The 14,741-nt window shown below is 53.9% G+C and carries 15 protein-coding genes and 1 other RNA gene; 5 read left to right on the forward strand and 11 right to left on the reverse strand.

The window, feature by feature from the left end:
* Positions 1 to 48: 48 nt before the first annotated feature.
* The 3 genes from RBB82_RS17070 (at position 49) to RBB82_RS17080 (ending at position 2,313) form a co-directional block, all read left to right on the forward strand.
* Positions 49 to 378: a PadR family transcriptional regulator gene (locus tag RBB82_RS17070; protein ID WP_433971953.1), complete on the forward strand. Its 330-nt coding sequence runs from the start codon at positions 49 to 51 to the stop codon at positions 376 to 378.
* On the forward strand, positions 375 to 1,301 hold the full coding sequence (locus RBB82_RS17075; protein WP_433971954.1) for a hypothetical protein: 927 nt from the start codon (positions 375 to 377) through the stop codon (positions 1,299 to 1,301). Before RBB82_RS17070 ends, RBB82_RS17075 begins: the two co-directional genes overlap by 4 nt.
* 655 nt (positions 1,302 to 1,956) lie before the next feature.
* Positions 1,957 to 2,313: a hypothetical protein gene (locus tag RBB82_RS17080; RefSeq protein ID WP_433971955.1), complete on the forward strand. Its 357-nt coding sequence runs from the start codon at positions 1,957 to 1,959 to the stop codon at positions 2,311 to 2,313.
* 312 nt (positions 2,314 to 2,625) lie between these two features.
* Here the strand turns inward: RBB82_RS17080 and RBB82_RS17085 are convergent, their stop codons facing one another.
* Entirely contained in the window at positions 2,626 to 4,053 is a 1,428-nt protein-coding gene (locus RBB82_RS17085; RefSeq protein WP_433971956.1) for an AAA family ATPase, read from the reverse strand.
* Between the two features lie 57 nt (positions 4,054 to 4,110).
* Positions 4,111 to 5,085 (reverse strand): hypothetical protein, encoded by a 975-nt coding sequence (locus tag RBB82_RS17090; protein ID WP_433971957.1) that lies wholly within the window; start codon positions 5,083 to 5,085, stop codon positions 4,111 to 4,113.
* Positions 5,086 to 5,358: 273 nt separating this feature from the next.
* On the opposite strand from RBB82_RS17090, the gene RBB82_RS17095 reads away from it, so the two are divergent.
* Entirely contained in the window at positions 5,359 to 5,976 is a 618-nt protein-coding gene (locus RBB82_RS17095) for a PH domain-containing protein (RefSeq protein WP_433971958.1), read from the forward strand.
* A gap of 183 nt (positions 5,977 to 6,159) precedes the next feature.
* Positions 6,160 to 6,345, forward strand: coding sequence for a hypothetical protein (locus RBB82_RS17100; RefSeq protein WP_433971959.1), 186 nt, complete (start codon positions 6,160 to 6,162; stop codon positions 6,343 to 6,345).
* Here the strand turns inward: RBB82_RS17100 and RBB82_RS17105 are convergent.
* From RBB82_RS17105 to RBB82_RS17145, 9 genes are all read right to left on the reverse strand, one after another.
* Positions 6,323 to 7,543, reverse strand: coding sequence for a tyrosine-type recombinase/integrase (locus tag RBB82_RS17105; RefSeq protein WP_433971960.1), 1,221 nt, complete (start codon positions 7,541 to 7,543; stop codon positions 6,323 to 6,325). The genes RBB82_RS17100 and RBB82_RS17105 overlap by 23 nt on opposite strands.
* A 104-nt stretch (positions 7,544 to 7,647) precedes the next feature.
* Positions 7,648 to 8,000, reverse strand: a transfer-messenger RNA (tmRNA) gene (gene ssrA, locus RBB82_RS17110).
* Positions 8,001 to 8,077: 77 nt separating this feature from the next.
* Positions 8,078 to 8,497: an EamA family transporter gene (locus RBB82_RS17115; RefSeq protein ID WP_433971961.1), complete on the reverse strand. Its 420-nt coding sequence runs from the start codon at positions 8,495 to 8,497 to the stop codon at positions 8,078 to 8,080.
* 119 nt (positions 8,498 to 8,616) lie between these two features.
* Positions 8,617 to 9,054, reverse strand: coding sequence for a CYCXC family (seleno)protein (locus RBB82_RS17120; RefSeq protein WP_433971962.1), 438 nt, complete (start codon positions 9,052 to 9,054; stop codon positions 8,617 to 8,619).
* Positions 9,055 to 9,955: 901 nt separating this feature from the next.
* Positions 9,956 to 10,237, reverse strand: a complete 282-nt coding sequence (locus tag RBB82_RS17125; RefSeq protein WP_433971963.1) for a 4a-hydroxytetrahydrobiopterin dehydratase — start codon at positions 10,235 to 10,237, stop codon at positions 9,956 to 9,958.
* A gap of 70 nt (positions 10,238 to 10,307) precedes the next feature.
* Positions 10,308 to 11,366: an HD domain-containing phosphohydrolase gene (locus tag RBB82_RS17130; protein ID WP_433971964.1), complete on the reverse strand. Its 1,059-nt coding sequence runs from the start codon at positions 11,364 to 11,366 to the stop codon at positions 10,308 to 10,310.
* Between the two features lie 447 nt (positions 11,367 to 11,813).
* The gene (gene glmU, locus RBB82_RS17135; protein WP_433971965.1) at positions 11,814 to 13,235 is read right to left on the reverse strand and encodes a bifunctional UDP-N-acetylglucosamine diphosphorylase/glucosamine-1-phosphate N-acetyltransferase GlmU; all 1,422 of its coding nucleotides are present in this window, start codon (positions 13,233 to 13,235) and stop codon (positions 11,814 to 11,816) included.
* A 30-nt stretch (positions 13,236 to 13,265) separates the two neighbouring features.
* Complete coding sequence (locus RBB82_RS17140; RefSeq protein WP_433971966.1) at positions 13,266 to 14,216, reverse strand: energy transducer TonB; 951 nt, start codon at positions 14,214 to 14,216, stop codon at positions 13,266 to 13,268.
* Positions 14,217 to 14,524: 308 nt separating this feature from the next.
* Entirely contained in the window at positions 14,525 to 14,740 is a 216-nt protein-coding gene (locus tag RBB82_RS17145; protein WP_433975397.1) for a Beta-galactosidase C-terminal domain, read from the reverse strand.
* Position 14,741: the final 1 nt, after the last annotated feature.

Raw genomic sequence — 14,741 nt, forward strand, 5'->3', positions numbered from 1 at the left:
TATGTAGCAGGAGACGTATATCCTAGTCAAGTAGCAGGCGACATAGGTATGATTGCGGGCATGGCCGGTTCTCCTAAGCTTTCCCATACAGCAGCCCTTATCTTGCACGCGATTGGCGTGGGCTATGCCTATGGGTTCAGCATTATGGAGGTGACTGGCCTTGCTAGCGGGACGGTGTATCCCGCCGTACGACGGTTGGAACGAGATGATTTGATTCGCTCCAAATGGGAAAAGCAGTCGATTGCAGATGAAGCACAGCGTCCGCCGCGTAAGTATTACACGATCACATCCGATGGCCGGGTGACACTCCGGACCATGCGAGAGAGATACCCTCTGCTTGAACGATCGATCCCTTCTGCCGCTGTGGAACACGCATGAATACTCCGACCTCTATTCACTGGACTCAGGTGCTTCTTCGTTGTTCCTCTGTGTTCGTGCCTAAATCTGAGCGTAGCGAGTGGCTGGCCGAATGGACGGGAGAACTTGCATACATCCTGCAGGAGAGGGATGCAGTGGCGGCTCCGCATTACGCCGTCATCTTCTGCTTCGGTTCATTCCAGGATGCACTCTTCCTTTGGTGGGAAAACTTAGGCTCATACGCTAAGGGGCCGTTCATACCAGGATCATGGGTGAAGTGCTTCGCCTTACTGAGCGTTCTCTTAGTCAGCAGCTACCTTGCTGCGCAATTGCACATTGGCTTCGAACGAGCGCCCCACCCTGATTTCTATAACGTATGGATTGATGATTCACTGGCAAATGTCGCTCTCCAGGTCGTTATCGCGTTTCTTTCCCTTCCAGCAACTACGTCTATGGAATTGGGAGAATATCGCTCTAACTCCTTGCAGATTGAGAGATCTGGCGTTTGGCGGTTTTGGGTCTTTCTTGTCTTAAAGATCGTTGCCGTCGTCTTCGTCTCACACTACATCGGGCTCTGCATAACCCACACCGCTGAATCGATTGCGATTCTCCGCAACTATTCCGACATTTACTGTGCGATCCGTGATGCCTTGCTTCCCATACAATTTCTGGCCACATTTGCTACATGTCTCTATGGCTTGGGCTGGGCGCTACGCGATCAACGGCGTCGCTGCCCTGTTTGTCTACATTCACTTGGCGAACCTGCAAGCCAAGGTCATCGTGGCCGGACCTTCCTGTCCTGGGGTCGAAGCGAAAGAGCCTGCTTGAGTGGACATGGCTTATTACTGACACCTCACATACAAACCAGTTGGCAGGCCGCTCAGACTTGGCAGCCCCTCGATTCGTTCTGGAAACAGTTTTCCGTGAATGATCGTAGAGCATGAGATCAATTTCAATAGCTTCAATTGTCCTGCACTACTCACCGTGTGGCAGTGAGATAACGATCTAACGGATCCCCTCCTCGCTGCTGCAACTAACCTGCATCAGTGCACAAAGCGACTTGCTCATTATTGGATGCAACTTGAACGAGCGTCGGCCTGAGTGAACGATTCCGATGCCACGCACACCATATCGAGGAGATAGCTGTCTTTGAAGACTCCGACGGATCGTCCGTTTAAACGCCGACTTCTTGATTTGTCGTTCGAGTTCGCGATGCGACCATCGTCCGGTTGATCGATTTCGTTCGGGCTAGACGAAACTCGTGAGCCCTCACCCATTCACTACTCCTGACCAGCTTATAGTCTGAGAAAGGTGTTTCGGCCATATTATGGTTCCAATCGCCGTCTTCCCCGATTGAGAACCGCATTCATAACAAAAAGGTTATGTTGGCCAGCTTATGGTATCAATCGGCCATGATTCGGGTTGTTTTTCAATGTGAAGGTCCGGTGGACACTGTCGCTCAAGTCGCGCCAGCTACGAAGGTGGCGAGGGAACCTCTTCTGTTTGGACACGATGGCCCCCCTGTTAAAGAGATCAGGAAGTCTGCTAATTGAATTTGGCGTGTTTTCGATGCGGCGGTAAGTGCAGTATTGTCGAGGAGTGACCGATCAAGACATCATCGACCGCTACCAAGAACTGTTCGACCTTGGCGGCGTGACCACATCACAAATGCGGTGGGGCTTTCAAGGCGTCGGGTCGGGATGGCTTCCCATCATGGAGCGTTTGTGCATCCGGCTTCAGTCGATCGCCAAACCCACGTTCAAATTGATCAGCGTAAAGGAGAAGCTTGGCAGCCTGCGCATCACCTTTTGCGGTGGCAGCGATGCCATCGGGGAGGCAGTGGACGCGGCGAAGGCGGAGGCGATGGTTACATGCGACCAGTGTGGGGCGGCGGGGGCGCTCCTAGTGACGGATGAGCTCTGGGCTGTACGGTGCGGGAAGTGCGCGGTGGTGTAGCGCACTAATGAAAGCAACTATTTGGCATCTCCTCGTCCGTCGCAACGTACCAAGCCACATCTTTCGATTGAAAGAGATCAGGATGCCGGGAGGTTAAATGCGAAAGCACAATCTTAGCGATTCTCACACTATGTTCGACTTCCTTCTCCCATTCAACGTTTGCAAGTTTGTCGCTGTGCATCGGGGCCCAACGCGCGGTTCTGATTGCAAGGATAAGACTCGAGGCGATGAGAGAGCTGGCCCTAGTTTTGATAGTCGACCTCGCAACTGCCAGCCCCACGACTATGGCAGCAATAGGCGCGATCCATTTAATTAAGGCGTTCTTATGATCTCTATCATTGCCTTGGTGGATTCTTTTAATTCCTCGGACGAATAGAAAGCGTTTCGCATACCAATATTCTCTGGATGATGAATCTTATTGCGGATGAAGACCTGCAATGGGACGTCCATATCTCCATGCGGCGTTCCATTTCGTTCGGGGCTCCACTTGCGGACTTTTTTTTGCCCCTTAGAATTGAGATACGAGATCATATCGGTCTCACTGAATTTTTTCTGTGTCTCTTGAATACGGCCATAGAGTTCGTCATGATACTCGGCGGTTGCCAAGCCGAACGCGAGGTAATTGATCTCGTTCGATGAAGCATAGGGAAGAACGCCTTCCCCAATTGGAACTGAGCGAGGCACGCCGCCTTCCCTGCGGAGTATCTGGATACCGACTTTCTTATTCATCGATAGCTGCTTGATGAGCAACGGTGAATGAGTGGACAGTATGATCTGCGCATCCTTTGAAAATTCAAGTAGGATTTTGACGAATTGCTCTTGCAGGGCAGGATGGAGATGCAATTCTGGTTCATCTATTAGGCAGATGAGTTGCTTCCCGCTCTGCTGAGATAGGTGAAATGCCAGCAAGAGCGAAAATACCATTTCGTAGCCGGAGCCAAGCATGTGCAGCGGTAGCTGCTGTTTGTTTTCTTTCGTCACCGCTAGGAAAGCCTTGTTGAATGGCTTCCAATTGTTTATGAGGTTGAGGCTCAATTCGTTCCCGCTTATCGTCTCGAATTGGTCGATCGCCCTCTTCAGAAATGCATTCGATGTTATATCGCGGGTTTCGTCGAGAAGTTGTTGGATATTCGGGACATCCGGCTTGTGCTTGCCAATGTATTGAAAATCGCAGTCCTCCATCAAACGATCGAACCGCGTGGAATTGTACGTCCCAAGTCGAGTCTGGTAAGTACGACCCTTGTCCAGCAGCAATACATCGTTTTCGTCAAAACGCCTTCCCTTGAAAGGATTGTTGACTGAAACCCTGAGATCAGGACTTCCTTCTTTAGGTTTGTCGTTGGCTCGTAAGAAGAGCTGATCGCTCACAACGACGGAAGAGAGGTATGCTTTGTTTCCCCTCGATCGCACATTCGCTTTGAGTAAAAAGCCTTTTGCTGCAAAGGTGCTGTTCGGCATTGTCCCGTCGACGCTGAAGATGCAATCCGACAACACTTTGATGTTCACGTCCTTCGCGGGATCATTGAAATCCTCCAGAACAAAGCCCTCCGCTTTGAAAGAAACGATAGGCAATGCAATTGCGTCCAACAATGTCGTTTTACCGCACCCATTCTCTCCAACAAATGCAGTTAGGCCGCCACCTTCGTTTTGAGCATCGGGCACATTTAACGCGACGATGAACGCAGGACTCGTCGCCGCGAACAGCCTGAAATTACTGACCTGCACTTCTTTGATGAACATTGGATCTCCTGCCTCAAAGAGGTTCTAAATGTGGGATTCGTACCTGTTCCTAGCGCCCTAAACGCCTTGGAACACTTCGGCAACCGAGCGCTCTACGTGTAGCGTCTCTCCATCGACCACGGCATCCGCCACGATCTTGTCTGCTAACGTCCCTTCAACATCACCTGCCAAATTCGTTCCAACCATCTTCAACTGGTCGATGCCGAGATCCAGCGAGAACACTTGCAACCTGTCGCCGGAATGAATTTCAACACCAGAGAAGTTCTTTTCTGTATGTCTAAATCTGCGCCGACCCGGTACATCGGACTGGATTTCCGATGGATACCGCGCCGACTCGAAAGTGAGGCAAGCGGCGGGCACCGACACCGTGACACTGTACTCGCGGATTCTCACCGAAGACGACAGGTTGGTGATCTCTGCGACAACTTTCACAGTGTTCACGTCTCCGCTTCTGCCCTTTGAGCCGATCCGCAAGTCGAGTCGAGCCAGATCAGACTTTGGATTGGCCGGTTCGGCAACAGGTGCGCCGGTCAGTGCATTGATCTTCGAGGCCAGGTGCCTCGAAACCATGCGGCGGAACTCGTGAACGTCCGGGAAGTCGAAAGCCACCCCCTCTTGGCGCATCCGCACCTTGTACTCGCGCACAGACGCAAGTTGCTTGGCATCGTGGTCGATGGGGACGGACGCTTGAGAGAAATACAGCGACACTGGCCGCTTCGCTGCAACGAACCGTTCGATCTCTTCGACCGTACCTGACACGGCCAGACCCGTCGGGGTGCCGATACGGTGCCAGAAGACGCCCAGAACGATGTCAGAGATATCGACGATTTGTGTGTTGATGATCTCTTGCGGCCTGTCACCGAGTTCGGGATATGCGTCGAGTTCCCAACGGCGCGGCTGCAGAATCACGTTGCTTGAGCGCGAGTGCGCCGCGTTCCAATCCTCGATGCATTCAACGATGATTTGACGTTCAGTCCGAACATCGCTAGGCGAGGCGATAAGTACTTCGTAACAGCGGGTGTTTCTCGGCATAGGTAGTAGCAGTCTAACCCGTTTTGACCGAACAGCTCGATCGGGTGAAACTCATCTTGCGACAGCCGCGAAACTGATCCAGTCTTGATCCGGGTTCTACCAGTTGCGATCGCCAATGTTGGGATTCACATGCATTAGGTTGTGGGTTGTCGCGACTGGTAGCACTCTTTAAGCCATTGGGTTCGGGTTCGAAACCCGGGCGCACCAGATCGGTCTTAGGACAAACGAGGAGCGTCCTCCTAGAGCCTCTCTGAGTGATAGGCTGGTGGCACCATGAACGAAGGAACGGTAATAGATTCAGATAGCAAGCCATGCCCGATATGCGCTGAAACAATCAAAACTGCAGCTTTGAAGTGCCGCTTCTGCAATTCCGATTTGGAAGCCTTTGCCGCAAGAAAAGAATTCGAGACTGAGAGGCCACTCTTCTCAGGTAACCCGGCTGTCTTCTTCAGCATCGGCCAATTTGTTCCGTTTGTACTGCTGATTTTGATCGCCTTAGTGCTCGCATATTTCATGCACTACTGGCAGCAAATCTTTTACATTGCCATTGGGTTGCTGATAGCGTGCGGCCTCATCTACCTTCGTTTCTACCTGATAAGCCGGAGCGTCCACTACACCATAACGACCCAACGAATCAAACTCGAACGTGGCTTACTATCGAAAATACAAGAGACGTTAGAGTTGTTTCGGATCGACCACCTAGAACTGCGAAAACCTCTTGGGAGGCGAATACTCGGCCAGGCCTCGCTGCATCTCTTTTCCTCCGATGCGGAACTTGAAAATTTCTCTATCTACGCAATCCCTGATTTGGAAGAACTTGCTAACACCTTACGCGATTGTCAACTTCGCGAACGCATTAGGCGCGGCCTGAGAACGTTCGTTCGGGCTTAGACGTTACGCAAACGGCAAACACTCCTGAGATATTCATAGCTCCAGACCGAGCGCAATAAAATCCACTTGGTAATTCAGGTTGAGCGGCCAGCTTCGGTATCTCCCTTTATGAAGGCAGATACGAACACCCAAACCCACAGCCCTGCAACCCAGACACGGATCGAATACCTAACCGTAGGAGACGTGGCTACAATTTTGGCCGTATCGGACGACACCATCCTCAAGCAGTTCGGTGCGTTGGATGGTGTGATCGATATAGGAACGCCTGCTGGCATGCATCGTCGTCGCAAGCGGGTACTCCGCATTCCGCGGCGCACACTGGAGCGGTACATCGCTGACAGGCAGGTCAAGGGTAGACGGAGGGCGTAGACCTGGTGCTTCCCAGACGCGCCTTCCTGGTTGCTGGAGTAACCCACGCTGACACCACCGCCTTATCGAGTACCTCCTGCCGGGAAGGCACCCACGCAGCGTAAGACTGCTCAGTTGTCCGAATCGAGCGGTGGCCAAGCAGTTTGGAGACATGTTCCAGTGACACACCGGCCTTGAGAAGTTCGCAGGCAAATGTATCTCGCAGACGATGCGACTTCATATGGCCATTGTCATCGATTTTTGCCTCGGTAAAGCAGGGGGCTACGAACCTTTTCCCCCAGTTGCCGCAGATGGACTTCGGCGCACCGACCCCGGACCAGAAGAGGTACTTGTCATTGTCGTTCGGCACGGCAAGGAGTTCAGCGGCAACGTCGGTAGGTAGTAGGACACTGACATCAGTCCCGGTCTTGGTTCGCTGGGTCACAACTCTGTATCCAGTCGCACTCTTAACTAGGGCAGAGCGGGGAAGTGTCAGAGCGTCTTGGATGGACAGACCGCTGTGCCGCATCAGTTGGAACAGTCCATGTACCCGCTGGCACCAGTACTCATGGCTCTGGTTTTTCACCACCGCATCCTGCGGTGACCTCACCACCACATATACCGCATCGAGCAGCCGCCTATACTCCTCCGCGGTGAGAGGTAGCGTGGGTGTCTGCTCAGCCTTCATCTTCGGCCACTGGGGAATCTCGACCAGCCACCCGGCCAAACGGCACAACTTGAGGAATGACTTGTATCGCTCGGCGAGCCTGTTGCGGGTGAGGCTAGATGGGTACCGTTCATGCCAGTCAGAGCAGAACCCGGTGATGATCTCACGGTTGATGCCTCCGAGGGTGAAGACGGCCCGGGCCTCGCAATAGGACGCTAGACGCCCAAGCTCACGTTCGTACTTGCGTATAAGGTCAGCCGTTAGGTTCTCGACCTTTTTGTCAGTGATGAACACCTCAATTGCTGAACGGATGTTTCTTGTGCCGGTTGTTTCAGACACGACGGTCTTACCGGTCAACTGGTCTTCCAGGTCTCGCTTGACCTGTTCAGCTTCAGCCCATGAGCGGGTGTTGGCCTTTAGCCGATGACGGGTGCCGTGTTGAGTCCAGCGCAACCACTTACGGCAGTCGCAACGCTTCGCGAACTCATCACCTTCATATTTGCAGCCTGCCGAGTGTCTGACGTAGATAGTGATGGTGGGTGTGGTAGTCACTGTGCCGCTCTCCGTTCCGTGACGCAACGAAAAGTATTAGACACGTTTTTGACACAAAAAGTAAAGCCACCTTCGCAGGTGGCTCATTATAAAGTGTTTATCTATGGTGGAGGCGGTGGGAGTCGAACCCACGTCCGAAAAAACTTCCAACAGAGAGCATTCATGCTTTTTCACGTTCATCTTTGTCTCGTCATCGGCGCTTAGAACGGACGAAGATGCGACGACGACCAGTCTGATTGATCTCATCCGACCCGCTCAGACGGAGCAGGGAAGACCAGCCTACTGTGCGACGATCGGTACAGGCCCGTAGGCGAAGCTTGAGCGATCGGCTACTTAATTATTAAGCAGCAAGAGCGAACTGAGGTTCGGCACTTATAGTTTTGTGAGCGATTACGGGTGTCCACACCCCGGCATGCCTCTCTGCCACAAGCAATCCCGTCGAAGCCGTGACGCCCCCATCTGGAGCTGGCACCAACATTGCATTGGGCGCTACAAAGAACTACCTCGATTATAACGCTTACTGCATACGCGACTTTAGGCGAAGGCGAGGATAACGGCGCCTATTGTGATCAGCGATGCGCCACCAATCTTCAGTGGCGTAAGGTGCTCACCGAGAAATAGCCATGCGCCCAGAATCACAAGCACGACGCTCAACTTGTCGACTGGCGCAACGCTCGAAGCCGGTCCAATCTGTAATGCTCGGAAATAGCACAACCACGATAAGCCGGTACAGATGCCAGACAACACCAGGAACAGCCAGCTTCGTCTTCCGATTTGTGCCATTGCATGATGCTTCTCGAAGCCAATGGCGATAGCCCAGGTGAAGATTAAAATGACCGTGGTCCGTATGGCTGTCGCCAGGTTCGAATCGATCCCCGACACGCCTACCTTAGCCAATAACGCAGTTGCAGCGGCGAAGACAGCGGAGAGAACTGCCCAGAAGACCCAACCCATAAAAGAAGCATACGCGGATGAGAGTGAGCTTGACGATCTTCAATGTTCGAAGGTAAATACTTTCTATGTTAAAACTCGAGTCTTTCCATTTCTCTGGCTCTGACCGCGCCGGCGACTAGCTACAGTGCTGCCTTCTCCAGGTCGACAGCCTGCCACTCGCCGCGCTCGATGCCTGCACGGATCTGGGCTGGGGTCTGTCCCTTTTTCGTCTGCTGATAGGCGTAGACTGCCTCTTTCATGCAGGTCGAACAGGCTGCTCCGTGGGTTCCCTCAAAGCAGCTGTGCAGACTGTTGTGCCGCAACTCACGGTCGCAGTGACAGTAACAAGGTTGCTGATGCAGCACCGCAGGGATCGCGGCGGCCATCTTATACGCGGTCACCTGGTATGGGTGCGAGAAGTAGACGCCGGTAAGCTGGTTGCCACTCAATACCGGGGGAAGAGGCTTTGCCGGTGCTGTCGCGTTGTAGGCAGGGATATCCTCGGACGGGTTTGACCACTGAGCTGACGCTGCCATTGTTGCGAGGCCCAACGCGATGCATCCGAGTAGTTGCTTCATGTCATTATCTTAGACTACCCCTCCACGAATTCGTCGAGTTGCGGTCTGTATCTCCCTATCCTTGATGCGGTTGTGAAGCACCCGCCTGCCCGGTGGCCTGGCGTTCTAATGCTGGAATCCCACGTACCCCCACCCCCCGGGGGTTGGTATAGGTAAGTCATTTATTTACATATTATTACGATTTTTGCTGTCTGCAAAATATTCATATGACAGGTGTTACAGGCAAATATGTGATTCAAGAAGGGTTACATGTCTCCAAGATGAGGCGCCCATTCCTTGCGAGATGGGTCTCCTAGTCTGTTTAAAGTATAGCCGCCGAACGGTAACTCATGCGCCAAGGCTAAGTTGCTGTATATCAATGATTTGATGGCGGAAGGGACTTGACAAAGGTTTTCGTCGATTTCATGGCTCGTCTTTCCCCCTATGCCTCGGTGGGAAGCACTTGAAACTAGATCTGTAGCGTGAGATGGGTCGCTACAGCTTCACAGACGCATCAGCTTGAGAGATTGAGGAGGAATCGGTGGTTAATTTGGGCAAAAAAAGGCGGCACGAACGTTGATTTGCTCGTGCCGGGAGGCCAGTGACGCAACTTGTGTCAGCCTGTCTACTGCATTGGCTGAAAAACTTCACGGGCGGAGAGTCACGCTCACGTTGAATAAAAGATACCACAATATGGAGGCGATAATAGAAAAATATGTTCAATCATAGAAATTAGATGGTTTTGACGGTATTGTGCCCGCTCAGACGCGTGCCATCTGCCATGGATTCTTATATTTTTCATTGGTTTACGCGGAAGATGATTTTGTGCACTACTTTTCCCATTGAAAAGTAATGCCCCAAAATATCACCTATGAAATTTAGTTATTTTGATGGGGTAAGGGAGATTTGAAGTTCTACCAGATTAGAGTTCTTTGCTAATCCGGTTCGCCATGGCAGTATCGCGTTGGGTGATACCGCCGGCATCATGAGATACGAGACCGAGGGTGACCTGGTTGTATCGCACGTCGATATCTGGATGGTGTCCTGCGGCCTCGGCCAGGTCGGCTACTCGATTTACAAAAGACATGGCCTCGACGAAGTCCTTGAAGGTCCACTCCCGTACGAGCTTCCCGTTTTGCAGCTTCCACTCCGGATCGCCCCGTAGTACCTCTTCGATCTCGGCGGAGTTCAATGTCTTTGTCATGACCAAAATACCTCGCGTCTGCGATCGTAGCCGCCTTATTTGTTCCGTGCAACAGTTTGCGCGTTATCTACTATGACGATCGTATGGTCGCGGCGCGCAATTCGCGCCAAGTCTTGTGGGGAATGGCGAGAAAGAGCTCGACGATCTGCGGGTCGAACTGGGTTCCGGCACATCGGACGATCTCGTCTCTCGCCGCGGCGAAGGTGGTTCCTCTTCGATAGGGGCGGTCCGAGGTCATGGCGTCCAGTGTGTCGGCGATGGCGAAGACTCGTGCGCCAAGAGGTATCTCCTCGCCTCGCAAGCCGCGTGGATAGCCGGAGCCGTCGAACTGCTCCTGATGAGCGTAGACGATCTCCGCGGCCTCGCGCAGGAATGGAATCTTGCGGACCATTTCGTAGCCGCGCTCGCAGTGCTGCTTCATGATGGCCATCTCGTCGGAGGTGAGTCTGCCGGGTTTGAGGAGGATATTGTCTGGTGTTGCGATCTTTCCGATGTCGTGAAGAAAGGCGCCGCGTGCGATGATTCGCAACTCCTCGGAGTCGAGTCCCATGGCCTGGGCGAGAGTGATCGCATAAGCGGTCACTCGTTTTGAGTGGCCTTCGGTCTCCTGATCGCGAAGGTCGAGTGCGTCTCCCATGGCTTCGAGGGTGATGTCGTAGCTCCGTTCGAGGTCCTGCATGGTGGAACGGAGCCGCCCCGTTCTGGCTGAGACAATTGACTCTAAATTTTGTCGATAGATTGTGTTCTGTTTGCGCAGGCGGCCATGTTCGATGGCACGCATGACGACGCTGTCCAGTTCGGAGCGTTCGAACGGTTTTAGGAGATAGTCGATTGAGCCGCGACGGAAGGCGTTGGTGACGACGTAGGCGTCGTTGACTGCGGAGAACATGACGACGGGCAGACCGGGGTGGTCGGCGCAGATATGGTCAAGCAGGGTGAGGCCGTCGGTGCCGGGCATCATGATGTCGGAGAGGACGAGGTCGTAGTCGGGGTCTTGCTGGAGACGGGTGAGTGCGTCTTCAGCACTCTCGGTTGTTGTGACTGCGTAGCCGCTGCGTTCGAGAAGGGCAGCGGCGACTGCTCGGACGGGTTCTTCGTCGTCGACTACGAGAATTCTTTCCTGCGGCATGGGCGGGTACTTTCGCGTTGTGGCGCTGCCGTCTCTTTCCAGGATCGGATGCGAGCGGTTTCTGTACCTTTATCGGCAGGAGAGGCGTTGGCATGAGGAGCTTGTTTGTGGATATTTCTCCCGGAAAAATTTTGGATAGATTTGGAGTGTGCTCTTTGCTGTTTTCGGGGGTGGTTCGCAGGATGCCGTGGTTTTTTGATGGTCAATTGGTGGTGAGTTGGTGGTGGAATGCGTGGTGAACGTGGTGATTTGGAGCAACGTTTTTGAGCGACGAAAAATGCGCCACATCTTTCAACTATTTTTTTTGGTGGATCGGGCAAAGTACAAATACGGGGATGCTTCGGTGCGCTCAGGATGACGCTTCTTTAAGCAGACGACTCGTCGAAGAATTACGACATCATGAGGTGAAGTGATGGCGCCTTCGGGCGATTGGAGGCTGGTTGCGGATCAGTCCTTCTTTGCTTCTGCTGCTGCTTTGCGAGCGGCTACCCAGCCGGGCTTGGTGGTTTGGCGGCTGCGACCTAAGGCTAAGGCTCCCTCGGGAACGTCCTCGGTGATGCTGCTGCCTGCGGCTATGTAGGAGCCTGCACCGATGGTGACGGGAGCGACCAAGGTTGAGTCGGAGCCGATGAAGGCGCCGTCGCCGATGGTGGTGAGGTGCTTGTTGACGCCGTCGTAGTTGCAGGTGATGGCGCCTGCTCCGATGTTGACTCCTGCGCCGATGACGGTGTCGCCGAGGTAGTTGAGGTGGTTGGCTTTCGAGCCTTTGCCTATTGTGGCTTTTTTGGTTTCGACGAAGTTGCCGACGTGGGCGCCGTCGCCGATGCGGCTCTCGGGGCGGAGGTGGGCATAGGGGCCGAGGATTGCGTTGTTGGCGACCTCGGCGTTGTCGAGGATGCAGCCGTTGCGGACGAGGACGTTGTCGCCGAGGGCGGAGTCTTGAATGACGGAGTAGGAGCGGATGCGGGAGTCGCTGCCGATGCGGGTGTTGCCGAGGAGTTGGACGTAAGGCTCGATGGTGGTGTCGGAGCCGACGGTGACCTGGGCGTCGATGACGCAGGTTTCGGGGCGGAAGATGGTGACGCCGGCGGCCATGAGGCGTTTGGCTGTGGCGAGGCGCATGGCGGCGTCGAGGTGCATCATCTCGGCGATGGTATTGGCACCGAGGACTTCGTCTACGCTGTCGGCTTTGATGGCTACGACGCGCTTGCCTTCGGCGACGAGCATGGCGGCGACGTCGGTGAGGTAGAACTCGCCGTGGGCGTTGTTGGTGTCGAGGGCGTCGAGTTTGGCGAAGAGGGCGCGGGTCTCGAAGCAGTAGATGCCGGAGTTGATCTCGGGCGCGTTGAGTTGGTCGGGGCGGAGGGCTTTTTGCTCGACGATGGCAGTGACTTCGGGCGTGTTGGGATTTGCGCGGAGGACGCGGCCGTAGCCGGTGGGGTCGGCGGGGACGGCGGTGAGGATTGTCATGGCGGCGTGCTCGCGGAGGTGGGTGTCGCGGACGGCGGCTATGGTTTCGGGGCGGATGAGGGGAACGTCGCCTGAGAGGACGAGGAGGTGTTGCGGAATTGGTTTGCCGGAGAGTTCGAAGTCAGCTTTCAGCATCTGCATGGCGTGACCGGTGCCGCGTTGCTCGGGCTGGAGGACGAATTGGACGCCGGTGGAGGCGACTGCGGCTTTTACACGCTCGGATTCGTGGCCGATGATGCAGTAGATGTGGTCGGCGGGGACTACGGTTTCGGCGGCGGCGATGACGTGGAGGAGGAGCGCGCGGCCACTGATCTCGTGGAGGACTTTGGGGCGCTTGCTTTTGAGCCGCGTGCCTTTGCCGGCGGCCATGATGGCGATGGCGAATTCGTTAGAGACCATAGATGAATATGGTCTCATGTGGGGGCAGACTTATTGGTTGCTGAGTTGAACTTTGGTTTCTACCTCGGAGGGCTCGCCGAGCACGAGGTAGGGCTCGAATACCCACTTTCGAACCGCGTTTTCGGCAGACTTGTAAGCGTCAGCAGGGCCACTGATGGCCTGGGCACTTACGACGTGTCCATCTTGTCCAATGACGATCTGAAGCCCAATGATGAAGTGCTGTTGGCGAAGAGATTCTGGCCACTCGGGAAAACTCATCTTGACAGGTTGCCGAAGGACGCCCGTTACTCGCTTACCGATTAGGCTAACTGCGTTGTTGGGGGGTGTGAAATCGTTCTCGTCGAGCTGGGTGATCGGCTCCAGAGCCTTTACGGTTAGTTTGAGGAACGGCTTTCCGCCATTTGTGACATTTACCTGCTGAGCGACGCTGCGGCCTCTGAACGAGATGATGTCGTTATACGTTGTTTGATCCCAGCCCTGACCTCGGACGTAACGAAGAACAGAACTACTCTGCTCGAAGCAGTATTGATTTGACACGCTGATACCACCCGTTTTTTTGAAGGCAACACAGTGGAGCGTGTGTGTGCCGAAGGTGTTCTCTTCGCTGCTTGAAGTAAGACCGCGAAGTTTTGACGCGAAGGAAAATGGGTCGACGATCTCGGCGCGGACTTGAATTTCGGCGGGGTTGGGCCAGCGCTGATCACCGAGTCGGTAGAGGCCCTGATCGGTCGCGTAATCAGTTTGAGTGAGAGCATCACTCTTGTAACTTATTTTGTATTTTTTTGGGTTGGCCCAAAGTTCCTCAACAACTCCACTGTGAACATTGTCGCCATCTTCATCAAATTGGTCGTAGGTAATGACAATGTGCCATGGCTGGATGTCGGCTGACTGGAGGCCGTTAAGACTCGACACTTTGTGCAACCACTCGGCAACATCGCCGGAGTTCAGAGGCTCCTTTGGAGTCTCCGCGTTCCTTTCCATGGAGGCTGTCCATGAAGTGAAAGGAGGAATTGCGATGACATTGCCCGATGATTTGTCGGGTGGTGCAACTACAACTTGGATCTGCCTGGCGTGATCAGGCGTTGCGGCGTCATCTTGTGCATGTAATCTGCCTGTAGACCAACCTCCCAGCATGACGACGACCAAGCTTACAGAGGCTATTTTCTTTGCTGGAGTGACGTGTATGGAGCAGTTTTTACTGTTTCTTCTGGCGTGCGTCATGATGGCGAATTTGCTGGGTCCCATAAATTCTCTGAGTTTGAAGTTATATTTCATCGCTAAGATATTCACTAGTTTTCTTCGAGGATGATGAGGTCCCAGGGGTTTAGGGTTACGGATGTTTGTGCGGGTATGGCTTTGCCGGTGAGTAGATCGGTTCCGGCGGCGAAGGGGGATGTGAATGTTTGTGAATCGCTGGAATAGTTGAGGAGGTAGTGGATCTGCTTGCCTTGGGCGTTGGTTCCGCTCTTGACTCGGACTGATGGCGGCAACTGGGAGGCGCGCATT

The organism is Tunturiibacter lichenicola, from assembly GCF_051013355.1.
In the GTDB taxonomy this organism is placed as follows: Bacteria; Acidobacteriota; Terriglobia; order Terriglobales; family Acidobacteriaceae; genus Edaphobacter; species Edaphobacter lichenicola_F.